The sequence below is a fragment of the Actinoplanes sp. NBRC 101535 genome (assembly GCF_030269225.1).
GTDB classification, from domain to species: domain Bacteria; phylum Actinomycetota; class Actinomycetes; order Mycobacteriales; family Micromonosporaceae; genus Actinoplanes; species Actinoplanes rectilineatus.
In genome coordinates this window covers 246,743-268,613 of the sequence record NZ_BSSY01000009.1, presented here as the reverse complement: position 1 = coordinate 268,613, position 21,871 = coordinate 246,743, and the positions used below count along the sequence as shown (strand labels likewise).

At 71.1% G+C, this 21,871-nt stretch carries 19 protein-coding genes; 15 read left to right on the top strand and 4 right to left on the bottom strand.

Features of this window, described 5'->3' with window-relative positions; translation table 11 throughout:
- The first annotated feature begins 26 nt into the window (after positions 1-26).
- On the top strand, positions 27-3,527 hold the full coding sequence (locus QSK32_RS25620; RefSeq protein WP_285473376.1) for a SpoIIE family protein phosphatase: 3,501 nt from the start codon (positions 27-29) through the stop codon (positions 3,525-3,527).
- Here the strand turns inward: QSK32_RS25620 and QSK32_RS25615 are convergent.
- On the bottom strand, positions 3,514-3,828 hold the full coding sequence (locus QSK32_RS25615) for an STAS domain-containing protein (protein WP_045741551.1): 315 nt from the start codon (positions 3,826-3,828) through the stop codon (positions 3,514-3,516). The genes QSK32_RS25620 and QSK32_RS25615 overlap by 14 nt on opposite strands.
- A gap of 91 nt (positions 3,829-3,919) precedes the next feature.
- Between QSK32_RS25615 and map the strand changes: the two genes are divergently transcribed.
- Entirely contained in the window at positions 3,920-4,777 is an 858-nt protein-coding gene (gene map, locus QSK32_RS25610) for a type I methionyl aminopeptidase (RefSeq protein WP_045741467.1), read from the top strand.
- A 367-nt stretch (positions 4,778-5,144) separates the two neighbouring features.
- Here map and QSK32_RS25605 read toward each other — a convergent pair whose 3' ends face one another.
- Genes QSK32_RS25605 through QSK32_RS25595 form a run of 3 tightly spaced genes read right to left on the bottom strand, consistent with a single transcriptional unit; the run spans position 5,145 to position 6,835 of the window.
- Positions 5,145-5,852, bottom strand: a complete 708-nt coding sequence (locus tag QSK32_RS25605) for a nucleotidyltransferase domain-containing protein (protein ID WP_083448911.1) — start codon at positions 5,850-5,852, stop codon at positions 5,145-5,147.
- 52 nt (positions 5,853-5,904) lie between these two features.
- Positions 5,905-6,324, bottom strand: a complete 420-nt coding sequence (locus QSK32_RS25600; RefSeq protein ID WP_502872559.1) for a ferritin-like domain-containing protein — start codon at positions 6,322-6,324, stop codon at positions 5,905-5,907.
- 22 nt (positions 6,325-6,346) lie between these two features.
- On the bottom strand, positions 6,347-6,835 hold the full coding sequence (locus QSK32_RS25595) for a hypothetical protein (protein ID WP_211275324.1): 489 nt from the start codon (positions 6,833-6,835) through the stop codon (positions 6,347-6,349).
- Positions 6,836-6,982: 147 nt separating this feature from the next.
- Here QSK32_RS25595 and rimP point away from each other — a divergent pair, with 147 nt between their 5' ends.
- The 13 genes from rimP (at position 6,983) to QSK32_RS25530 (ending at position 21,845) form a co-directional block, all read left to right on the top strand.
- Positions 6,983-7,612: a ribosome maturation factor RimP gene (gene rimP / locus QSK32_RS25590; protein WP_285473374.1), complete on the top strand. Its 630-nt coding sequence runs from the start codon at positions 6,983-6,985 to the stop codon at positions 7,610-7,612.
- Complete coding sequence (nusA, locus tag QSK32_RS25585; protein ID WP_045741471.1) at positions 7,609-8,625, top strand: transcription termination factor NusA; 1,017 nt, start codon at positions 7,609-7,611, stop codon at positions 8,623-8,625. The genes rimP and nusA overlap by 4 nt, the downstream gene beginning before the upstream one ends.
- A 34-nt stretch (positions 8,626-8,659) precedes the next feature.
- On the top strand, positions 8,660-8,989 hold the full coding sequence (locus QSK32_RS25580) for a YlxR family protein (protein ID WP_342669777.1): 330 nt from the start codon (positions 8,660-8,662) through the stop codon (positions 8,987-8,989).
- A 107-nt stretch (positions 8,990-9,096) separates the two neighbouring features.
- Positions 9,097-12,189 (top strand): translation initiation factor IF-2, encoded by a 3,093-nt coding sequence (gene infB, locus QSK32_RS25575; RefSeq protein WP_083448905.1) that lies wholly within the window; start codon positions 9,097-9,099, stop codon positions 12,187-12,189.
- A 180-nt stretch (positions 12,190-12,369) separates the two neighbouring features.
- On the top strand, positions 12,370-13,398 hold the full coding sequence (locus QSK32_RS25570; RefSeq protein ID WP_045741474.1) for a TRM11 family SAM-dependent methyltransferase: 1,029 nt from the start codon (positions 12,370-12,372) through the stop codon (positions 13,396-13,398).
- Between the two features lie 33 nt (positions 13,399-13,431).
- Positions 13,432-13,725 (top strand): DUF503 domain-containing protein, encoded by a 294-nt coding sequence (locus QSK32_RS25565; protein WP_045741475.1) that lies wholly within the window; start codon positions 13,432-13,434, stop codon positions 13,723-13,725.
- Between the two features lie 73 nt (positions 13,726-13,798).
- A complete protein-coding gene (gene rbfA / locus QSK32_RS25560) occupies positions 13,799-14,263 on the top strand; it encodes a 30S ribosome-binding factor RbfA (protein WP_045741476.1) in 465 nt (154 codons plus the stop codon).
- Positions 14,260-15,273: a DHH family phosphoesterase gene (locus tag QSK32_RS25555; RefSeq protein ID WP_285473373.1), complete on the top strand. Its 1,014-nt coding sequence runs from the start codon at positions 14,260-14,262 to the stop codon at positions 15,271-15,273. The genes rbfA and QSK32_RS25555 overlap by 4 nt, the downstream gene beginning before the upstream one ends.
- 400 nt (positions 15,274-15,673) lie before the next feature.
- On the top strand, positions 15,674-16,999 hold the full coding sequence (locus QSK32_RS25550) for an MATE family efflux transporter (protein WP_285473372.1): 1,326 nt from the start codon (positions 15,674-15,676) through the stop codon (positions 16,997-16,999).
- 74 nt (positions 17,000-17,073) lie between these two features.
- On the top strand, positions 17,074-17,916 hold the full coding sequence (gene truB / locus QSK32_RS25545) for a tRNA pseudouridine(55) synthase TruB (RefSeq protein ID WP_502872558.1): 843 nt from the start codon (positions 17,074-17,076) through the stop codon (positions 17,914-17,916).
- A gap of 35 nt (positions 17,917-17,951) precedes the next feature.
- On the top strand, positions 17,952-18,884 hold the full coding sequence (locus QSK32_RS25540; protein ID WP_045741480.1) for a bifunctional riboflavin kinase/FAD synthetase: 933 nt from the start codon (positions 17,952-17,954) through the stop codon (positions 18,882-18,884).
- 114 nt (positions 18,885-18,998) lie between these two features.
- Positions 18,999-19,268, top strand: a complete 270-nt coding sequence (gene rpsO, locus QSK32_RS25535; protein ID WP_045741481.1) for a 30S ribosomal protein S15 — start codon at positions 18,999-19,001, stop codon at positions 19,266-19,268.
- A 240-nt stretch (positions 19,269-19,508) separates the two neighbouring features.
- Positions 19,509-21,845 (top strand): polyribonucleotide nucleotidyltransferase, encoded by a 2,337-nt coding sequence (locus tag QSK32_RS25530; protein ID WP_045741482.1) that lies wholly within the window; start codon positions 19,509-19,511, stop codon positions 21,843-21,845.
- Positions 21,846-21,871 lie beyond the last annotated feature (26 nt).

The following is a 21,871-nucleotide window of genomic DNA, read 5'->3' as shown; positions in this document are numbered from 1 at the left end:
GATTCCTTGCAGTGGGAGGCGTGGTGATGGGCGTCCTGCCGAGGCGGCTGAGCAACGCCTTCGAGCGGGGTGGCGAGATGGGCGCCCGCATGTCCGCACTGGACTGGTCCACCAGCCCGGTCGGTGATCCGTCCGGCTGGCCGCCGGAGCTGGTCGACGCGGTCGTCACGATGCTCGCCTCACGCGCGCAGATCGTGATCTTCTGGGGTCCGCAGTGGGTGGCCTTCTACAACGACGCCTACATCGTCACGATGGGCGACAAGCACCCCGGCCACCTGGGCCGTCCCGGCGCCGAGATGTGGGCCGAGGCCTGGGCGGTGCTGCACCCGCTCTTCGACGGGGTGGTGGAACGCGACGAGTCGTTCTACGCCCGCGACCACCTGTTCCGGATCGAGCGCTACGGGTTCCTCGAGGAGACCTGGTTCGACATCTCCTACGATCCGATCCGTGACGACGAGGGCCGGCCCGGCGGGGTGATGTGCATCGTCACCGAGACCACCGGGCGGGTCCTCAGCGAGCGCCGGGTGCGCACGCTCAGCGCCCTCGGCCGCCGGCTGGCCGACTCGCCCGATCAGGACGCCCTGGTCGCCGAGGTGCTCGCGGTGCTCGGCGAGAACACCGCGGACATCCCGTACGCGTCGCTGTCCCTGAACGACCCGGACCCGCCCCCGGCTGTCGCCGCCGTGATCAAAAGCGGTCGTCCGGGACGGCTCGACGACGCGCTGGTGCTGCCCGTCGGCTTCGGCGCGGACGCCGACGGTGCGCTCGTCCTGGGCGTCAACCCGTCCCTGGTGATGGACGACGACTACCGCGACTTCCTCGACCTGGCCGCGGCGCAGATCTCCCGGGCGGTGTCCAACCTGCGGGCGTTCGAGCAGCAGCGCCGCCGTGCCGCCGAACTGGCCGCGCTGGACCGGGCCAAGACGAACTTCTTCTCCAACGTGAGCCACGAGTTCCGGACCCCGCTCACCCTGATCCTCGGCCCGCTGGAGGACCTGCTCGACGACCCGGCCGTCCCGGCGGAGGTCCGCGAACGCCTCGCCCCGGTCCACCGCAACGGCCTGCGCCTGCTCAAGCTGGTCAACACGGTGCTCGACTTCTCCCGGCTGGAGTCCGGCCGGATGCGCGCCGAGTACCGCCCGACCGATCTGGCCCGGCACACCGCCCGGCTGGCCGGCACGTTCACCGCGGCCACCGAGCGGGCCGGCCTGGAACTGGCCGTCGACGCGCCGCCGCTGCCCGAGCCGGTCTACGTCGACCAGGAGCTCTGGGAGAAGATCGTCTTCAACCTGCTCTCCAACGCGGTCAAGTTCACCCGCCGAGGCCGGATCACCGTCCGGGTCCGGGCCGACCAGGGCTTCGCGGCGTTCACCGTCGGCGACACCGGCATCGGCATCCCGGAACACGAGCAGTCCCGCCTCTTCGACCGGTTCCACCGGGTCACCGGCGTCTGGTCCCGCAGCCACGAGGGCACCGGCATCGGCCTGGCCCTGGTCCGTGAACTGGCCGAACTGCACGGCGGGTCGGTCGCGGTGCGCAGCCGGCCGGGCCGGGGCAGCGAGTTCACCGTCCGGATCCCGTTCGGCACCGGCCACCTGCCCGGTGAGCGGGTCAACGAGGAGCCGGCCGCGGCCGAGTCCGCCGACTCCCGTCTCTGGGTCGACGAGGCCACCTGGTGGGCCGGTGACGGCCCGGCCACCCCGGTGCCGGTCGACGAACGCTCCGGCGGCCGCATCCTGCTCGCCGACGACAACGCCGACCTGCGCGAACACGTGTCGCGGCTGCTCGCGCCCTACTGGGACGTGGACACCGTGGTGGACGGCGTGCAGGCGCTGGCCGCGGCCCGGGAGCGGCCGTTCGACCTGGTCCTCACCGACGTGATGATGCCCCGGCTGGACGGCTTCGGCCTGATCGCCGCCCTGCGCGCCGACCAGAGCACCCGCGACGTCCCGATCGTGGTCCTCTCGGCCCGGGCCGGCGAGGAGGCCGCGGTCGAGGGCCTGGCCGCCGGTGCCGACGACTACCTGGTCAAACCGTTCTCCACCCGGGAACTGATCGCCCGGGTCCGGGCCAACCTGGAGTTGGGCCAGCTGCGCCGGGAGATCGTCAACCGGCTGCGGGGCGTGGTCGACGCCGCCGTCGCGATCAACGCGGTGCCCAGCACCGCCGGGGTGCTCGACATCGCCGCCCGGCACGCGCAGACCATGACCTCGGCCGGCCGGGTCGTGCTGACCGTCTCCGGCGCCCGCGCCGAACGCGACGGCGGCGCCGACCCCTCCGCCCCGCCGGACGTCGAGCTGCCGCTGCCCGACACCGGCGGCGTCTCCCTCGGCGAACTGCGTGTCTGGTCCGGCGCCGACACCCCCGCCGACCACGTGGTACTCACCCAGCTGGCCCGGCTCGTCGGCCTGCGCCTGGCCAACGCCCGGCTGTACGAGAGCGAGCACCGGATCGCCAGCACCCTGCAGCACAGCCTGCTCCCGCAGACGCTGCCCCGCGTCCCCGGCGCCATCGTGGCCGGGCGCTACCTGCCGGGCAGCAGCGAGGCCCTGGTCGGCGGCGACTGGTATGACGCCATCGCCGGACCGGACGGCGAGGTGATCCTGGTGATCGGTGACGTCGTCGGCAAGGGCGTGCACGCCGCCGCGGGCATGGGTCAGCTGCGCAACGCGCTCCGGGCGTACATCCTCGAGGGTTTCGACTGTGGCTCGTCGCTGAGCCGGCTGAACCGTCTGGTGGACACGCTGGGCCGCCGCCAGTTCGCGACGGTGCTGTGCGTGGCGTTCGATCCGCGCAGCCGGCGGTTGAGGTACTCCTCCGCCGGGCACCCCTCTCCCGTGCTGGTGAAACAGGGCGAGGCCGGGACGTTTCTGTACCGGACGGCGCTGGGTCCCCCGATCGGGGCACTCGGTGATGTCGACTATCCGACCCGGGAGGTGGAGCTGGAGGCGGGCAGCCGGCTGCTGCTCTACACCGACGGACTGATCGAGGACCGGGTACAGGCCATCGACGAGGGCCTCGCCGAGCTGACCGCGGACGCGGCCAAACCGACCGACCACATCGAGGACCTGCTCGACGCCCTGCTCGCCAAGGCCGGCCGCCAGAAACGCCGTGACGACATCGCCCTGATCGCCCTCGAGGTGACCGAGCCGCGCGAGTTCGTGCTGCGGCTGCCCGCCGAACCGGGCCGGCTCACCGTGCTGCGCCGCCGCCTGGAGGACTTCCTCACCGCGCACGCGGTACCCGACGAGGACGCGTTCGACCTGGTCGTGGCGGTCTCCGAGGCGGCCGCGAACGCCATCGAACACCCGGTCGAGCCGGCCGAGCCGATCATCGTGGTGGAGGCGTCCCTCGACGAGGACGCGGTGACGGTGACCATCGTCGACACCGGCCGCTGGCGCCCGGCCACCGACCCCGGGTTCCGCGGGCGTGGGCTGGCCCTGATCGGCGCGCTCACCGAACTCTCGGTGCGCCGCTCCCCGAACGGCACCTCGGTGACCCTGCGCCGCCCGATCAGACGGACTTGAGCCAGGGCTGACCGCCCAGGCCGGCGATGTCCAGCACCCGGCGCACCCGCTCGGAGGGGATGACCTCCAAGGCGCCCGGGTAGTGCTCGGCGAGCCGGATCAGCGTGTGGATGGCCGCCGAGTCGAAGAAGGTGACGGCCCGCAGGTCGAGCGTCGCGCGACCGGTGCGGTCCGCGGTGGCCGCCCGGAACACCTGGTCGGCCGTGGCCATGTCGACCTCACCGGTCACGGTGACGGTGACCCGGTCACCGGTCACCTCACCGATCGCCGAGAAATTCGGGTCCTGGCCGTCTTGATCCACCAACACACGATTTCACAGCGTCACGGGAGCGGCAAGAACAGGGCGGTCCGCTCCGGTTCGGGCGTGCCGCGGGGCGGATAGTCTGTGGTACATGACCGTACGTGCCCCTCTCGTGCCGGGAAGACAGTCGCGTGAGCGCGCGGTCCCGGCGCACATCGTCCGCCCCGAATACGTGGGGAAGAAGCGGCCGCGGGAGTGGCGGGGCTCGCATGTGCAGACCCCCGAGACGATCGAGCGGATGCGCGTCGCGGGCCGGATCGCCGCCCAGGCCACCGAGCTGGCCGGGGAGCACTGCAAGCCCGGCGTGACCACCGACGAGATCGACCGGGTGGTCCACGAGTTCATCCTCGACCACGGCGCCTACCCGTCGACGCTCGGTTACAAGGGCTTCCCCAAATCCTGCTGCACCTCACTCAACGAGGTCATCTGCCACGGCATCCCGGACTCGACGGTGCTCGAGGACGGCGACATCATCAACGTCGACGTCACGGCGTACCTCGACGGGGTCCACGGCGACACCGACGCCACCTTCTGCGTCGGCGAGGTCGACGACGAGGCCCGGCTGCTGGTCGAGCGCACCCACGAGGCGATGATGCGCGGCATCCGGGCGGTCGCCCCGGGCCGCCCGATCAACGCCATCGGCCGGGTCATCGAGGCCTACGCCCGCCGTTTCGGTTACGGCGTGGTCCGCGACTTCACCGGCCACGGCATCGGCGAGACGTTCCACTCCGGCCTGTACATCCCGCACTACGACAACCCGCGCCTCGACACCGTCATGGAACCCGGCATGACCTTCACCATCGAGCCGATGATCACCCTGGGCACCCACGACTACGAGGTGTGGAAGGACGGCTGGACCGTGGTCACCAAGGACCGCAGGTGGACGGCCCAGTTCGAGCACACCCTGGTCGTGACCGAGGACGGCTACGAGATCCTGACCCTGCCGTGATCCCGGCCGGGTGCGGTGCGGTCACTCTCCTTTTCGTGTACGCGATGACGACGGTCCCGCCTCCACCCGCACCCCGAGTGCCGCGTCTGCCGGTGGTCGGAGTGTCGCGCCTGTCGTGACCGCCGCGTCCGCCGGTGGTCGGGAGTGTCGCGCCCGTCGTGACCGCCGCGTCCGGGGACGTGGCGGTCCCGGGCGGTCTGCACCGCCGCGGTCACCACGGCGGGTGGGCTTCGGGCGTGCCTGAGAAGTGCCCGTCCCGCCCGCGACCGGGGTGCGGGTTCGCCCGCGAGCGGCGGCGGGTTCGCCCGTCCCGTCCGCGACGGGGGTGCGGTGCTCCGGGCGTACCCGAAAAAGGGGGAAGGTCCCGTCAGTCGAAGAGGGCGCCCAGTGCGCCGTCCACCGGCCGTCCCCGGGCGCCGAGCTCCTCGCCCTGATATTTCAGGATCGCGCCCAGCTCCTGGGTGTCCGCGGACGCCAGCCCGGTCCGGCGCACCGCGTCCGCCGCGTTGCGGAAGTGGGTGCGGGTGAGCAGCCCCGTCACCAGCGCCGCGTGCAGCCGGGCCTCGGCCATCAGGATCAGGGCCGCGTCGGTGTCGAACCACTGGGCGAGCCGGACCGCGCGGGTGTGCGCACCGCTCGCCACCGCCCAGTCGTGCCGGGCCATGCCGGTGAACTCGATCGGGCGGGCCTCGGCGAGCAGGCTGAGGTGGGCCTCCCGCTGGTCGGTGAACCATTTCTGCGGGTCGTGCAGGGGGAACGTGGTGATGTACTGGTCGGCCTGCAACGGCCACCGCGGTGTGAGCGCCCGGGCCTGCCCCAGTCCTTCCTCGCCGGTCGTCACGCGCAGCTCGACCGGGATGCCGTCCACCTTGCGCAGTGCCGGTTTCGGGCCGGTCTTGGGCCGGTAGGTGACCACGACCAGGTTGATGTCGCTGCCGTCGTTGTCGTCGCCGTGGGCCATCGAGCCGCACAGCCCGATCGCCTGTACGTCGGCGGGCCAGCGTTTCTGGACGGCGTCGCGCAGCCGGGCTGCCAGGGAGCCGCGGACGGTGGTGGTGTCGAGTTCCTCGATCACGCCCTCATTCTCTGCCATCCGGGGTGGGACGGCATGCCGAAGAGGGCGACGGTCACCCGGCCCGGCCGGGGAAGGCCATGGTCAGGGGGGTGATGCCGCCGAGTTTGCGCCACCGCGTCGCGCGAATTGCGGAGTCGGTCATCGCGGACAGAGCGTCGGCGCGTTCGGTGTCGGTGGTGACCGGGAGGACCACCCGCCAGGCCTGGGCTACACCGTCCTCGATGTGGACGGCGAGTCTCAGTGCGGACGTGCGGTCGGCGACCTCGAACGGCAGGGCGTATCCGGGTGGGTTCGGTGCGGCGCTCGCCTTGAGGTCGTCGAGCCGGTCCACCAGCAGGTCGCGGCGTTCCCGGTGTTCCTGCTCGGCGGCCCGGGCGCGGTCCTGCTCGTTGTCCTTGAGGTGCACGCCGATCAACCCGTACGCGTAGATCGCGGCCTCTTCGGCGGCGAGCGCCGCGGCCAGTTGCTCCATCACGTCGCGAAACCCTATCGGGTCAGCGCAGCGCCTCGGCGTGTGTCGCCCGGCTGGCGGCGATCGATCCGACGAGGGCGGCCCGTTCGGCGGGTGCCGTCCGGCAGGCCGCGACCGCGTTCTTCTGCGCCGTCTGCTCGGCCTTGCGCAGGTCAGCGGTGCTGTCGCCGTCGGTGGCCGAACCGGATGCGGACGGGGCGGCCACCGCCGAGGGCAGGGTCGCGCCGATCATCGTGGCGAGTTCCGTCGCGTGTGCACGATGGTCCTCGGCGAGCGGGGTGAGCCGGTCGGCCAGGGCCGGCTGGGCCACCACGGCCCGCTCGTAGGCCGCGGCCATCGTCAGGGCCTCGTCGAGCAGCGGCTGCAGCGCGTCCGGTGCCGGTGGCGGCTCCGGATCGTCGCCGAAGCATCCACCCAGTGTCGTCGCGCCCGCCACGGCTCCGGCCGTGGCCAGCACCCGTCGCCGTGTGTGTCCCGTCTCTCTGATCGCCACCCGATCAGTCAACACCATGCCGTCGACCTGCGGTGGGGGTGGATTCGGTGCGGCGGCGCTCCGGCCGTCCCCCGGGCGCGTTACGCTCTGCGTCAGCCGCGGGGCCTTTGTCTGCCCGGCGGCATATAGTCGTGGCAGCGCAAAGCTAACGAGAGGTCGAGCCCGATGACGCAGCGTGGCCGCGCCGGGGCCCGACCCGGTGGGCATCCCCATAGCCGACGCACCCGCCCCGAACCCGAGGCGCGGACCCCTGCTCCTCCCCGTGTCGACCTGACCGCGGCCCGCGCCCGGGTCCGTGCGGTGATCGAGCCGGTGGTCGCCGGGGCCGGTTACGACCTGGAGGACGTGAATCTCTCCCGGGCCGGGCGGCGTTTCGTCGTGCGGGTGATGGTCGACACCGACGGCGGCATCAGCCTGGACGACGTGGCGGTCGTCTCCCGGGCGATCTCCGCGGCCCTCGACGAGGCCGAGGAGTCCGGCGGCGAGTTGCTCGCCGGGGAGTACCAGTTGGAGGTCGGTTCTCCGGGCGTCGACCGGCCGCTGACCGAGCCCCGGCACTGGCGCCGCAACATCGGCCGCCTGGTCGAGGTGGACGGGCTGACCGGCCGGATCGTGTCGACCGGTGACACGGGTGTGGTGCTGGACGTGGACGGCGTCTCGCGCGAGCTGGCGTTCGACGGGCTCGGCGCGGGCAAGGTCCAGATCGAGTTCAAGCGTATGGACGAAGCCGATTTCGGCGACGAAGACGACGATGACGATGACGATGACAATGACGAAGGGGAGGGCGAGGCATGAACATCGACCTCGCGGCGCTGCGCGCCCTGGAGCGCGAGCGGGAGATCCCGTTCGAGACGATTCTGGCGGCCATCGAGACCGCGCTGCTGACGGCGTACCGGCACACCGACGGCGCGGAGAGCCACGCCCGGGTGGCGATCGACCGTAAGAGCGGCGTGGCGTCGGTGCTGGCTCAGGAGTTCGACGCCGACGGCACGATGGTGCGGGAGTGGGACGACACTCCGCACGACTTCGGCCGGATCGCGGCGATGACCGCCAAGCAGGTGATCCTCCAGCGTCTGCGGGAGGCCACCGACGAACAGCACTTCGGTGAGTACGCGGGACGCGACGGCGACCTGATCACCGGTGTGGTGCAGGCCGACGCGGCCCGTGCCGAGAAGAACATCGTGACGGTCGACCTGGGCAAGCTCGAGGCGGTGCTGCCGCAGTCCGAGCAGGTGCCCGGCGAGCAGTACCCGCACGGCGCCCGGATCCGGTGCATCGTGGTGCACGTGGCCAAGGGTTTCCGCGGCCCGCAGATCACCCTGTCCCGCTCGCACCCGGCGCTGGTGAAGAAGCTCTTCGCCCTCGAGGTGCCGGAGATCGCCGACGGGACCGTGGAGATCGCCGCGATCGCCCGTGAGTCGGGTCACCGCACCAAGATCGCGGTGCGGTCGACCGTCTCCGGCGTGAACGCCAAGGGCGCCTGCATCGGCCCGATGGGTCAGCGGGTCCGCGCGGTGATGAGCGAGCTGCACGGCGAGAAGATCGACATCATCGACTGGTCGGACGACCCGGCCCAGTTCGTGGGCAACGCGCTCTCCCCGGCCAAGGCGCTGCGGGTCGAGGTGGTCGACGCGGCCACCCGTACGGCTCGTGTCACCGTGCCGGATTTCCAGCTCTCGCTGGCGATCGGCCGGGAGGGACAGAACGCCAGATTGGCTGCTCGGCTGACCGGTTGGCGCATCGACATCCGGCCGGACAACGAGCCTGCCGGAGTCTCGGACCGTGATGCGGCCGAGGCGGGGAACTGACCGGATACGCGTCCGGCCCGATCGAGGGGTAGACTTGGACTCGGTCGGCCCGACGCGAACCTGCGTTGGATGCCGCAACCGCGCGCCGGCCGCTTCATTGCTGCGGTTCGTCGCGGCTGGATCCGGGGAAGCTTTCCGGCTTCTGCCCGATCCTGGCCGCCGACTGCCGGGCCGGGGAGCGCATCTGCATCCCGATCCGGCTTGCTTCGCGCAAGCAGAGCGACGACGCGCCTTCGGGCGAGCGTTGCGCCTTACCGGTGTTGCTGACGCCGGTCTGCTAGCCGAGCACATTCGTGCGGTCTCCGTGCCGCACGAACCCACCGATGACGAGGCGTCGGCGCCCCGTCACGACCCAGCAAGGTAGGACGACCCAGATGAGCACACGATGAAGTCCCTGAAATGACCAGGCTTCTAGTGCACGAGTGAGGTCTGTGCGGGTACTGCTCGCACGACCTCGAAGTGAGGAGTGCAGTGCCAGGCAAGGCCCGCGTACACGAGCTCGCAAAGGAGCTCGGGGTCGACAGCAAGACCGTTCTCGCCAAGCTCAAAGAGATGGGCGAGTTCGTCAAATCCGCGTCCAGCACCGTCGAGGCCCCGGTGGCCCGGCGTCTGCGGGGCGCCCTCGAGGCAGGTTCCGGTGGCGGTTCAGCCCCGACCTCTGCCCCCTCTGCCGGCGGTGGAACCCCGTCCGGCTCTCCCAACTCGTCATCGGCCCCGCGTCCGGGTCCGCCGATGGCCCGTCCGCAGCCTCCGCGTCGTCCCGGCCCGCCGTCCGGCGGTCCGAACGCGCCCACCTCGCCGGCTCCGTCCCCGGGTCAGTTCGCCCGGCCGAAGCCGCCCGGTGGACGTCCCGGCCCGACGCCCGGTCCGGTCGCCAAGCCGGCCAGCGCGCACGACATCGAGGTGGCGGCCGCTGAGGCGCGCGCCTCGGCGCTGAAGGCCGAGCAGGAGGCCTCTGTCAAGGCTGCCCAGGCAGCTCAGGCCGCCCGCACCCGCGACGCCGAGCGTCGTCCGGGCCCGGCCGAGGGTGGCCCCGCGCGCCGCCCGGGTGGCCCCGGCCCCGGCAGTGTTCCCCCGCGTCCGGGTTCTCCGGCGGCGACCCGTGCCGCCGGTCCGCAGAACCCGCCCGGTGAGCGTGGTCCCCGTCCCGGCCCGGCCGGTGGCGCTCCCCGCCCGCCCGCGCGTGGCCCGGGTAACAACCCGTTCGGTGTCTCCGGTGGTGGCGGTCAGCGTCCGTCGCCGGCTTCGATGCCGCGTCCCAACCAGCCCGGCATGCCGCCGCGGCCGAGTCCTGCGTCGATGCCGCCGCGGCCCAGTCCCGCGTCGATGCCCGCGCAGCGTCCGGCCGGTCCCGGTGGCGGCCGTGGTGGCCCCGGTGGCGGCGCAGGTCGTCCCGGTGGTCCCGGCGGTGGCCGTGGCGGTCCCGGTGGCGGTGGCGGTGGCTTCCGTCCCGGTGGCGGCGGCGGTGCCGGTGGTGGCTTCCGTCCCGGCGGTGGCGGTGGCGGTGGCTTCCGTCCCGGTGGTGGCGGTGCCGGTGGTCCCGGTGGCGGTTTCCGTCCCGGTGGCGGCGGTCCGGTCGGTGCCGGTGCTCCGGGTCGTCCCGGTGGTGGCGGTGGCCGCGGTCGTGGCGGCGGTGCGGCGGGTGCCTTCGGGCGTCCCGGCGGCCGGCCGACGCGTGGCCGCAAGTCGAAGAAGCAGAGGCGTCAGGAGTTCGACAACCTGTCGGCTCCGCAGATGAGCTCGGGCGCTCCGCGTGGTCAGGGTCAGGACATCCGGCTCTCCCGTGGCGCGTCGCTCTCCGACTTCGCCGACAAGATCAACGCCAACCCGGGTTCGCTCGTCCAGGAGATGTTCAACCTGGGTGAGATGGTGACCGCGACGCAGTCGGTGTCCGACGACACCCTGCTGCTGCTCGGTGAGCACCTGGGCTTCAACGTCGTGATCGTCAGCCCCGAGGACGAGGACCGTGAGCTGCTCGCGCAGTTCAACATCAACCTCGACGCCGAGGTGGCGGAGGACCGTCTGGTCACCCGTCCGCCGGTCGTGACCGTCATGGGTCACGTCGACCACGGTAAGACGAAGCTGCTCGACGCGATCCGCAAGACCAACGTGGTCGCCGGCGAGGCGGGTGGCATCACCCAGCACATCGGTGCCTACCAGGTCGTCGTCCCGCACCAGGGCGAAGAGCGGGCGATCACCTTCATCGACACCCCGGGTCACGAGGCGTTCACCGCCATGCGTGCTCGTGGTGCCCAGGTGACCGACATCGTCATCCTCGTGGTGGCGGCGGACGACGGCGTCATGCCGCAGACGGTCGAGGCGCTCAACCACGCCAAGGCCGCTGAGGTCCCGATCGTGGTCGCGGTGAACAAGGTCGACAAGCCGGACGCCAACCCGGACAAGGTCCGGCAGCAGCTGACGGACTACGGCCTGCTCGCCGAGGAGTACGGCGGCGACACCATGTTCGTCAACGTCGCGGCCAAGCCCGGCATCGGCATCGACGAGCTGCTCGAGGCGATCCTGCTGACCGCCGACGCGTCGCTGGAGCTGACCGCTCCGATCGACGGCCCCGCTCAGGGTGTCGCGGTCGAGGCGCACCTGGACAAGGGCCGCGGTGCGGTCGCCACCGTCCTGGTGCAGAAGGGCACGCTGCGGGCCGGCGACTCGATCGTGGCGGGTGGCGCGCACGGTCGCGTCCGCGCCATGCTCGACGAGAACGGCAAGCAGGTCGCCGAGGCGGGTCCGGCCCGTCCGGTCCTGGTGCTCGGTCTGACCTCGGTGCCCAGCGCCGGTGACACGTTCCTCGCTGCTGAGGACGACCGCACGGTGCGCCAGATCGCCGAGCAGCGTCAGGCCCGCCGTCGTGCGGCCGCGTTCGCCAACTCGGGGACCAAGGCCACGCTCGAGACGCTCATGGCCCAGCTCAAGGAGGGCGAGAAGACCTCCCTCACGCTGGTCATCAAGGGCGACAGCTCGGGTTCGGTCGAGGCGCTCGAGGACGCGCTGTTCAAGATCGAGATCCCGGACGAGATCCAGCTCAAGGTCATCCACCGCGGCGTCGGTGCGATCACCGAGAGCGACGTCAACCTGGCGTCGGCCTCGTCCGAGCAGACCGCAACGATCATCGGCTTCAATGTCCGGGCCTCCAACAAGGTCAAGGAGATGGCCGACCGCGCCGGCGTGGAGATCCGCTACTACAGCGTGATCTACCAGGCCATCGAGGAGATCGAGGCGGCGCTCAAGGGCCTGCTCAAGCCGGAGTACGAAGAGGTCGAGCTGGGCACCGCGGAGATCCGCGAGGTCTTCCGCTCGTCCAAGATCGGCCTCATCGCCGGCTGTATCGTCCGGTCGGGTCTCATCCGCCGCAACACCAAGGCGCGCATCCTGCGCGAGGGTGTCGTGGTGGCCGAGAGCGTCACGATCAGCTCGCTCAAGCGGTTCAAGGACGACGCCACCGAGGTCCGCGAGGGCTTCGAGTGTGGTCTGACCCTGAGCGGCTTCGGCACTCCGCAGATCGGCGACGTCATCGAGACCTGGGAGATGCGCGAGAAGCCTCGCGTCTGATCGACCCAGCGATGGACGGCCTCGGTGCTTCGGCACCGGGGCCGTTCCCCTTTCTCCACCCTTGGGGTACGCGCTACCCGGCGTACCGTGGCTGCCGCGCGAGGCGCCGCACCGGCACGCCTGTGCCGCGACCGCCGGGCTGAGCTGCCCACCTTCCGGGGCGCCTGAAAGGATGTCGGCATGTCCCGGTATGCCATGCTGCTCGCCCCGTCCGCCAACCGCGTCTACGCCGATCAGGCGTCCCGGATCTCGCAGGCGGAACTGGCCGGGTTCAGCCCGGTGCTCTCCGCCGAACTGTCCGGGATCGACGCCACCACGATCGGCGGTGTGGAATACCTCACCTTCGACGGTGAGCTGACCACCCGTGACATCGCCTACCTGTCCAACCTCTCGTCGGCGTACGCGTTGTTCGAGCGGGTCGACGAGGAGTTGCTCCGTCCGCTCGCCCTCAGCCCGCTGGCCCGTTACGACAGCGACCTGATCACCATCCCGAAGTACGCGGGCAAGACCAACGAGCAGTTCACCAAGCTGGTGCTGAACCTCACCCTGCTCGGCTCCGCCTTCGCGCCGCGGATGCTCGACGGCAACCTCACCGTCCTCGACCCGCTGTGCGGCCGCGGCACCACGCTCAACCAGGCTTTGATGTACGGCTTCGACGGCATCGGTGTGGAGATCGACGGCAAGGACGTCGAGGCGTACAAGCTGTTCCTCCAGACCTGGCTGAAGCGTAAGCGCCTCAAGCACTCCGCCGAGCTGGTCCCGGTGCGCCGGCAGGGTCGACGGGCGGCCCGCCGACTGGAGGTGACCCTGGCGGCCAGCAAGGACGACCACAAGGCAGGCGCGGTGCAGAAGCTCATCGTGCTGAACGCCGACACCACCGGGCTGGACGGCCTGATCAAGGGCAATGTCGCTGACCTGATCGTCACCGACCTGCCCTACGGGATCGCGCACGGCAGCTACGAGGAGGACGGCGGCGGCATCTCCCGGCGCCCGCTGGACCTGCTGGAGCGGGCCGTGCCGGAGTGGCTGAAACTGCTGCGCCCGGGTGGTGCGATCGGTATCTCCTGGAACACCAAGGTCGCGAAGCGGGAGCTGGCCGAGGACATCCTGCTGGCGAACGGCCTGAAGCTGATCGAGTTCCAGCCGCTGGCGCACCGGGTGGACCAGGGCATCGAGCGTGACGTGCTGGTGGCCCGGAAATACAGCTGAATCCGGTGCGGCCCGGGCGTAACCTGCTCGCTGATGTATACCGAAACCGCAATCTTCGACCTGCTCCTGCCCGGTGATTCGCAGTCGCTGAAGCAGAAGCGCTCCTATGTCCGCCCGATCATCGCGATGCTCCGGAAATTCGAGGTGAGCGCCGCCGAGGTGGGTTTCCACGACCTGCACGGCCGGGCACAGATCGGTGTGGCGGTGGTGGCCGCCGAGGCGGCTCAGGCGCGGGCCGTCGTCGACACCTGTGAGAACCAGGTGGCGGGCCGTCCCGAGATCGAGTTGCTCTCGGTCAAGCGACGGCTGTACGGCGACGAGGACTGACGTGGGTACGCTTCAGCAGTTAAGGGCGGGGGCCGGTGCGGACCCGCGGGATCCATAGTCGGAGGTGGGCGATATGTCGGACCCAGCCAAGACACGTCGGCACGCTGAGCGTGTCCGGGAGTTGGTGGCTTCGCTGGTGCGGGAGATCAAGGATCCCCGTCTCGGCATGGTGACGATCACGGATGCCCGGCTCACCGGTGACCTTCGTGAGGCCACGGTGTTCTACACGGTGCTCGGCGACGTCACCGAGCAGGCCGGCACCGCAGCCGCGCTGGAGAGTGCCAAGGGCATGCTGCGCAGCCGGGTCGGTCACGCGCTCGGCCTGCGGCACTCGCCGAGCCTGGCGTTCGTGCTGGACAACGTGCAGACCCACGTCAAGGAGATCGACGACCTGCTCGCCGCGGCACGCCACCGCGACGAGGAGGTCCAGCGGCTCGCCGCCGGCAAGCAGTACGCCGGTGACGCGGACCCGTACAAGTCGGATGACGAGGACGAGGACGACGCCGAGCGGGTCGGTGCCCGCGAGGATCAGGGGTGACCCTGCCCTCCGGGCCGTCGGCCGACCAGTGGGCCGCCGCGGTCGCGGCGGTCCGCTCGGTCGGTGCCGACGACGAGGTGCTGCTGATCTGTCACGTCAACCCGGACGGGGACGCGCTGGGCAGCATGCTCGGTTTCGGTCTGGGACTGCGGCGGCTCGGGTTCACGCGTGTGCACGCGACGTTCCCGGGTGAGTTCACGGTTCCGGGGCCGTACACGGAGATGCCCGGCCTGGATCTTCTGGTGCCGGAGGCGGAGGCCTTCGCCGATCCGCGGCTGGTCCTGGTCTTCGACGTGGCGAGCGAGTCGCGTCTGGGTGGTCTGGCCGGCCGTCTCGCCGCTCCGCGCAGCGTGGTGCTCGACCATCACGCGTCGAACGCCGGTTTCGGCGGGGTGCGCCTGGTCGACCCGGATGCGGCGGCGACCTCGGTGGTGGCCGACGAGCTGCTGTCGCGGCTGGGTGTGCCGCTGGACACCGGCATCGCCGAGTGCTTCTACATCGCGCTGGCCACCGACACCGGCTCGTTCAGGTTCGACATGACCACGCCGGCGGTGCACGAGCTGGCCGCTCGCCTGATCGCCACCGGCATCCGGCCGGGTGACATCTCCCGCCGGATCTTCGACAGCGGCCCGTTCGGGGCGATGAAACTGACCGGTGAGGTGCTCGGCCGTGCGGTGCTCGACGAGTCCGCGGCCGGCGGCCGGGGCATGGTCTGGACCTGGGCGACGCTCGACGACCTGGACCGTCACGGTCAGCCGCCCTATGTGCTGGACACGCTGATCGACCCGGTGCGCCGGGTGGCCGAGGCGGACGTGGCGGTGGTGGTGAAGCAGACCGGCGCCGCCGAGTGGTCGGTCTCGATGCGCAGCAAGGGCGCGGTCGACGTGAGCGCGGTGGCGATGACGCAGGGCGGCGGCGGGCACCGGCTGGCCGCCGGCTTCACCGGTCACGGCGAGGCGCGGGACGTGGTCGACACCGTCCGCCGCCTCCTCGACCTGCACCTCACCTGATCGTGTGTCCCGGATCCCGGGATCCGGCCGTCCGGGCCGGTGCTGAACGATAGTTTGGGAGCTGAACGGTGATTTGGTTCCCGCGCGGCTGACACCGGCCGCCTTCCGTGGGGACCACGAGCCACCCGGGTCCACCGGCCCGGGCCGGTGTCCCTCTCCGCCTCCCGGCGATCCCGGGACCGGCCACGGACACCCTGCTCGACCGCTTCCGGGCGCCGCGACGCGCCCACCAGATCCGTGGAAGGACATCCTGATGGCTGCCAAGCCGAAGCCACCGCCTGCCGACGACGCCCGTGAGCAGGCCCGCCGAGCCTTGCAGACCTCGCTGGACACGCGCCAGTAGGTGTAAGCGACGGGCTGCCTTGCGGCCCTTACATGTGGGCGGGCATCATGGGACACCATGAGCCCGCCTGCCGACGGTTCCCGCACCGCCTCCGCCCGCCGGATCGCCTCTCTCGCCCTGCCCGCCCTGGTGGTGCTGGCCGCCGAGCCGCTCTACGTGCTGGTGGACACCGCGGTGGTGGGTCACCTGGGCGCGGTCCCGCTCGCTGTGGTCGCGGTCGGCGGCACCACCATGTCGGTCGCCGTCTGGTTCGGCATCCTTCTGGCGTATGGGACGACCGGCCGGGCCGCCCGCCGGTTCGGCGCCGGCGACCGGGACGGCGCGGTCGCCGAGGGGGTGCAGGCGTCCTGGCTGGCCCTCGCGGTCGGCCTGCTGCTGGCCCTGCTCGGTCTGCTCTTCGCCGGGCCGCTCGCCCGTGCGCTGGCCGGCAACCCGGAGACCGCCGACGCCGCCGCGGACTGGCTGCGCATCGCCGTGCTGGGCATTCCCGGTCTGCTGCTCGCCGCGGCCGGCAACGGCTGGATGCGCGGCGTGCAGGACACCCGCCGCCCGCTGACCATCGTGCTCGGCGCCAACCTGCTCTCCGCCGTGCTCTGCCCGGTCCTGGTCTATCCGCTCGGCCTCGGCCTGACCGGCTCGGCCATCGCCAACGTCACCGCCCAGTCGGTCGGTGGCGGCCTGTTCCTCGCCGCGCTGATCCGCGAGACCCGCGAGCTGCGCCCGGTGCCGGCGGTCATCCTCCAGCAGGTGGTGCTCGGCCGCGACCTGCTGATCCGGGGCGGCGCCTTCCAGGTCTGCTTCCTCTCCGCCACGGCGGTCGCCTCCCGGTTCGGCGTCGCGGCGGTCGGCGCCCACCAGATCGGCCTGCAGCTGTGGTTCTTCGCCGCGCTGGTGCTGGACGCGGTGGCCATCGCCGCCCAGTCGCTGGTCGGAGCGGCGCTCGGTGCCGACGACGCGGACGAGGCCCGGGACGTGGCCCGCCGGGTCACCGTCGCCGGCGGGATCTCCGCCGTGGTCTTCGCCGCCCTGGTCGCGGCCGGTGCCTCGGTCGTGCCCCGCTGGTTCACCGGCGACCCGGCGGTGCACGACCAGGCCGCGGTGATCTGGCCCTGGTTCGTGGCGCTGCTGCCGTTCGCCGGTGTGGTCTACGCCCTGGACGGGGTGCTGATCGGGGCCGGGGACGTGGCGTTCCTGCGCACCTCGACGGTGATCGGCGCGCTGCTCGGCTTCCTGCCGATGATCTGGCTGTCGTACGCCCTCGACCTCGGCCTGGGCGGCGTCTGGGCCGGCCTGGGCCTGCTGATCATGACGCGGCTGGTGGCGGTGGTGTGGCGCTGGCGGTCCGGGCGATGGGTGGTGCTCGGCGTGGCCCGGCAGCCGTGAGGCCGGGAGACCCCGCCTAATAGGGTGGTCGGGTGAACACGGACGGACTGATCGTGGTGGACAAGCCGGCCGGGATGACGTCGCACGACGTCGTCGCCCGGATCCGGCGGCTGGCGAAGACCCGGCGGGTGGGGCACGGCGGCACGCTCGACCCGATGGCCACCGGTGTGCTGATCATCGGGGTCAACCGGGCGACCCGGCTGCTGACCTACGTGATCGGCTCGCGGAAGAGCTACACCGCGACGATCCGGCTCGGCCAGAGCACGGTGACCGACGACGCCGAGGGCGAGGTGACCGCCACGACGCCGGCGGCCGCGGTGACCGACGAGGCGATCCGAAACGGTCTGGCCGCCCAGCGGGGTGAGATCGACCAGGTGCCCAGCGCGGTGAGCGCCATCAAGATCAATGGGCAGCGGGCGTACAAGCGGGTGCGCGACGGTGAGACGGTGGAGATCCCGGCCCGCCGGATCACCGTGTTCGCCCTGGACGTGCTGGACATCCGCCGCGACGAGCCGGACGTGGTGGACGTGGACGTCGACGTGACGTGTTCCTCCGGGACGTACATCCGGGCGATCGCCCGGGACCTCGGGACGGCCCTCGGCGTCGGCGGGCACCTGACGGCGTTGCGGCGTACCGCCGTCGGGGGACTGACCCTGGACTCGGCGGCCACCCTGGAGGACCTTGAACAGCGGGCCCCGGACGTGATCGGCCTGCCCCTGGCGGAGGCGGCCCGGCAGTCGTTCCCCCAGCGCACGGCCACCGAGGAGGAGACCCGGACGCTGCGGCACGGCGGTCCGCTGAGTGCGGTCGGCATCGAGGGGCCGTATGCGGTCTTCGATCCCGCCGGTGAGGTGCTCGCCGTCGTCAGCGAGCGTGAGGGGCGGGCCCGGGCCGAGATCGTCCTGGCCCCGGCCTGATCGATACGCTGGGTCTCGACAGAAGGAGCGTTCGGATGCAGCGATGGCGGGGGTACGAGTCCGTCCCCTCCGGGTGGGGCCGGTCGGTGGTGACGATCGGCGTCTTCGACGGCGTGCACCGCGGACACCAGATGATCATCGGGCACGCGGTGAAGCGCGCCCGTGATCTCGGCCTGCAGTCGGTGGTGATGACCTTCGACCCGCACCCGGCCGAGGTGGTCCGGCCCGGTTCGCACCCGGCCGTGCTCACCGAGCCGCTGCGCAAGGCGGATCTGCTCGAGGGCCTGGGCGTCGACGCGCTCTGCGTGGTGCCGTTCACGCCGGCGTTCTCCCAGCTGGCACCGGACGAGTTCGTGCACGGTGTGCTGGTCGAGGCGCTGCACAGTGCGGTCGTGGTGGTCGGCGACAACTTCCGGTTCGGGCACCGGGCGGCCGGCGACGTGACGATGCTCGAGTCGCTGGGGCACACGTTCGGCTTCACCGTGGAGGACGCGCCGCTGGTCGAGGAGGAGGGCCTGGTGTTCTCCTCGACCTACATCCGCAGCTGTGTGGACGCCGGTGACGTGCGGGCCGCCGCGGCGGTGCTGGGCCGGCCGCACCGGCTCTCCGGCGTGGTGATCCGCGGTGATCAGCGGGGTCGCGAGCTGGGCTTCCCGACCGCGAACCTGATGATCCAGCAGTATGCGGCGGTGCCGGCCGACGGTGTGTACGCGGCCTGGCTGACCCTGGACGCCAAACCGGACGAGCGCCTGCGGGCCAGTGTGTCGATCGGCACCAATCCGACCTTCAACGGGCGGGAGCGACGGGTCGAGGCGCACGTCCTGGACTTCTCCGGCGACCTCTACGGCGAGCAGATCAGCATCGATTTCGTCGGGCACCTGCGGGAGCAGCGGACATACGACGCCATCGAACCGTTGGTGGCCCAGATCCGGGCGGACGTCGAAGAGACCCGGGTGATGCTGCGGTAACCCCCTGGTAGGGTTGGTTCGTCGTCGGATTATCCGACACCGGTCCCGCACACCTGCCCGACGCCGCGGGTCGCGGGTCAACCGTGAAATCGGCAACACAGAAGTTCGGAGAACATGGCGCTCGATCAAGAGACCAAGAACAAGATCATGGGCGAGTATGCGACCAAGGACGGCGACACCGGTTCGCCCGAGGTTCAGGTCGCGATGCTCACCAAGCGGATCGCCGACCTGACCGAGCACCTCAAGGTGCACAAGCACGACCACCACAGCCGTCGTGGTCTGCTGCTCCTGGTCGGCCAGCGCCGCCGCCTGCTGAACTACGTTCAGAAGAAGGACATCGCCCGTTACCGGACGCTCATCGAGCGCCTCGGCCTGCGTCGATAGTCTGCTTGTCAGGGAGCGACCCCCGGTCGCTCCCTGAAACACTTCCTTCGGGGTAATCCCCTCGACGGAACCCGTTCCGAAACGGAACACTGCCACCCACGGACCCGCGCGGATCACCAAACCGTCAGCACCGGTCCTCGGTAGTGGTTCCCAGGCAGCTCTCCTGGGCACTTCGATCGAAGACCGGCTCTCCTGAACCGCGCTGTTGACCGCCGGGTCCTCGACGAAGGAGTACCAAACTTGACAGAGCAGAACAACGCTCTCGGAACCGACTTCCGCACCGCCGTGATCGACAACGGGTCGTTCGGCACCCGGGAGATCGTGTTCTCCACCGGCCGCCTCGCACAGCAGGCCGCCGGTTCGGTGATCGTCCAGCTGGGCGACACCACCGTCCTCTCCGCGACCACCGCCAGCAAGCAGCCGAAGGACCACTTCGACTTCTTCCCGCTGACCGTGGACGTCGAGGAGCGGATGTATGCCGCGGGCCGTATCCCCGGCTCGTTCTTCCGTCGTGAGGGCCGGCCCAGCGAGGACGCCATCCTCACCTGCCGCCTCATCGACCGCCCGCTGCGCCCGTCCTTCACCAAGGGCCTGCGCAACGAGGTCCAGGTCGTCGAGACGATCCTGGCGCTCGACCCCTCCCACCCGTACGACGTGGTGGCGATGAACGCGGCGTCGATGTCCACCAAGCTCTCCGGTCTGCCGTTCAGCGGTCCGGTCGGTTCGACCCGGGTCGCGCACGTCGACGGCCAGTGGATCGCGTTCCCGACCATCGAGGAGCTCGAGCGCGCCACGTTCGACATGGTCGTGGCCGGTCGCGTCACCGCCGAGGGCGACGTCGCGATCATGATGGTCGAGGCCGAGGCCACCCCGCAGGCGGTCAAGCTGATCGCCGCCGGTGCCACCGCCCCGACCGAGGAGGTCGTCGCGAGCGGCCTGGAGGCCTCCAAGCCGGCCATCCGCGAGCTGTGCCGTGCGCAGAGCGAGCTGGCCGAGATCGCCGCGAAGCCGGTCGCCGAGTTCCCGGTCTTCCTGGACTACCAGGACGACGTCTACACCGCTGTCTCCGAGGCCGTCCGCCAGGAGACCGCCGAGGCGCTGAAGATCGCCGGCAAGCAGGAGCGTGAGGAAGCCCTCGACCTGGTCAAGGCGAAGGCGCACACCCTGCTCGACGAGCGTTTCGAGGGCCGGGAGAAGGAGATCAGCGCGGCGTTCCGCTCGGTCACCAAGTCCGAGGTCCGCCAGCGGGTGCTGCGCGAGCAGATCCGCATCGACGGCCGTGGCCCGCGTGACATCCGTCCGCTGACCGCGCAGATCGGCGTGCTCCCCCGGGTGCACGGCTCGGCGCTGTTCGAGCGTGGCGAGACCCAGATCCTGGGCGTCACCACGCTGAACATGCTGCGCATGGAGCAGGCGCTGGACACTCTCGCCCCCGAGAAGACCAAGCGCTACATGCACAACTACAACTTCCCGCCGTACTCGACCGGTGAGACCGGCCGGGTCGGCTCGCCGAAGCGCCGCGAGATCGGTCACGGCGCGCTGGCCGAGCGGGCCCTGGTGCCCGTGCTGCCGTCGCGCGAGGAGTTCCCGTACGCGATCCGTCAGGTCTCCGAGGCCCTCGGTTCCAACGGCTCCACCTCGATGGGTTCGGTCTGCGCCTCGACGCTGGCCCTGCTCTCCGCCGGTGTGCCGCTGAAGGCTCCGGTCGCCGGCATCGCGATGGGTCTGATCTCCGACGAGGTCGACGGCAAGACGCAGTACGTCGCGCTGACCGACATCCTCGGCGCTGAGGACGCGTTCGGCGACATGGACTTCAAGGTCGCCGGCACCAGCGAGTTCGTCACCGCCCTGCAGCTGGACACCAAGCTCGACGGCATTCCGTCGGACGTGCTGGCCGGCGCTCTGCAGCAGGCGCACGAGGCCCGCGCCACGATCCTCGGTGTGATGACCGCGGCGATCGAGGCTCCGGCCGCGATGAGCGAGCACGCCCCGCGGGTCACCACGGTGAAGATCCCGGTCGACAAGATCGGCATGGTGATCGGGCCGAAGGGCCAGACCATCAACGCGATCCAGGACGAGACCGGCGCCGACATCTCCATCGAGGACGACGGCACGATCTACGTCGGTGCGACCAACGGCCCGGCCGCCGAGGCCGCGGTCGAGCGGATCAACGCGATCGCGAACCCGACGCTGCCGAAGATGGGCGACAAGTTCCTCGGCACCGTGGTGAAGACCGCCGCGTTCGGCGCCTTCATCTCGCTGCTGCCCGGCCGTGACGGCCTGCTGCACATCTCCAAGGTGGGCGACGGCAAGCGGGTCGACAAGGTCGAGGACTTCCTCAACGTCGGCGACAAGGTCGAGGTCCAGATCGCGGACATCGACGCGCGCGGCAAGATCTACCTCGACAAGGTCCGCCCGGAGGGCGAGGAGGCTCCGGCCGCCCCGGCCGCCGACGGTGCCCCGTCGGAGAACCGTCCGCCCCGCGAGGAGCGTGCTCCCCGCGGTGACGGTGGTGGCGAGCCCCGTCGTCGCCGGTCGCGTCCGGCCGGTGAGCGTGGCGGAGAGCGCCGCGACTAAGTGACAGACACCAGCAACCACGGGCC

What these genes read in the sequence shown, in the direction of transcription:
- QSK32_RS25595 (WP_211275324.1), bottom strand. Translation starts at nt 6,835, where the DNA reads ATGGTGTTGACTGATCGGGTGGCGATCAGAGAGACGGGACACACACGG.
- QSK32_RS25570 (WP_045741474.1), top strand. Translation starts at nt 12,370, where the DNA reads ATGTCCCGGTATGCCATGCTGCTCGCCCCGTCCGCCAACCGCGTCTAC.
- nusA (WP_045741471.1), top strand. Translation starts at nt 7,609, where the DNA reads ATGAACATCGACCTCGCGGCGCTGCGCGCCCTGGAGCGCGAGCGGGAG.
- map (WP_045741467.1), top strand. Translation starts at nt 3,920, where the DNA reads ATGACCGTACGTGCCCCTCTCGTGCCGGGAAGACAGTCGCGTGAGCGC.
- rimP (WP_285473374.1), top strand. Translation starts at nt 6,983, where the DNA reads ATGACGCAGCGTGGCCGCGCCGGGGCCCGACCCGGTGGGCATCCCCAT.
- QSK32_RS25565 (WP_045741475.1), top strand. Translation starts at nt 13,432, where the DNA reads ATGTATACCGAAACCGCAATCTTCGACCTGCTCCTGCCCGGTGATTCG.
- QSK32_RS25550 (WP_285473372.1), top strand. Translation starts at nt 15,674, where the DNA reads ATGAGCCCGCCTGCCGACGGTTCCCGCACCGCCTCCGCCCGCCGGATC.
- rpsO (WP_045741481.1), top strand. Translation starts at nt 18,999, where the DNA reads ATGGCGCTCGATCAAGAGACCAAGAACAAGATCATGGGCGAGTATGCG.
- QSK32_RS25620 (WP_285473376.1), top strand. Translation starts at nt 27, where the DNA reads ATGGGCGTCCTGCCGAGGCGGCTGAGCAACGCCTTCGAGCGGGGTGGC.
- truB (WP_502872558.1), top strand. Translation starts at nt 17,074, where the DNA reads ATGACGTCGCACGACGTCGTCGCCCGGATCCGGCGGCTGGCGAAGACC.
- rbfA (WP_045741476.1), top strand. Translation starts at nt 13,799, where the DNA reads ATGTCGGACCCAGCCAAGACACGTCGGCACGCTGAGCGTGTCCGGGAG.
- QSK32_RS25600 (WP_502872559.1), bottom strand. Translation starts at nt 6,324, where the DNA reads ATGGAGCAACTGGCCGCGGCGCTCGCCGCCGAAGAGGCCGCGATCTAC.
- QSK32_RS25540 (WP_045741480.1), top strand. Translation starts at nt 17,952, where the DNA reads ATGCAGCGATGGCGGGGGTACGAGTCCGTCCCCTCCGGGTGGGGCCGG.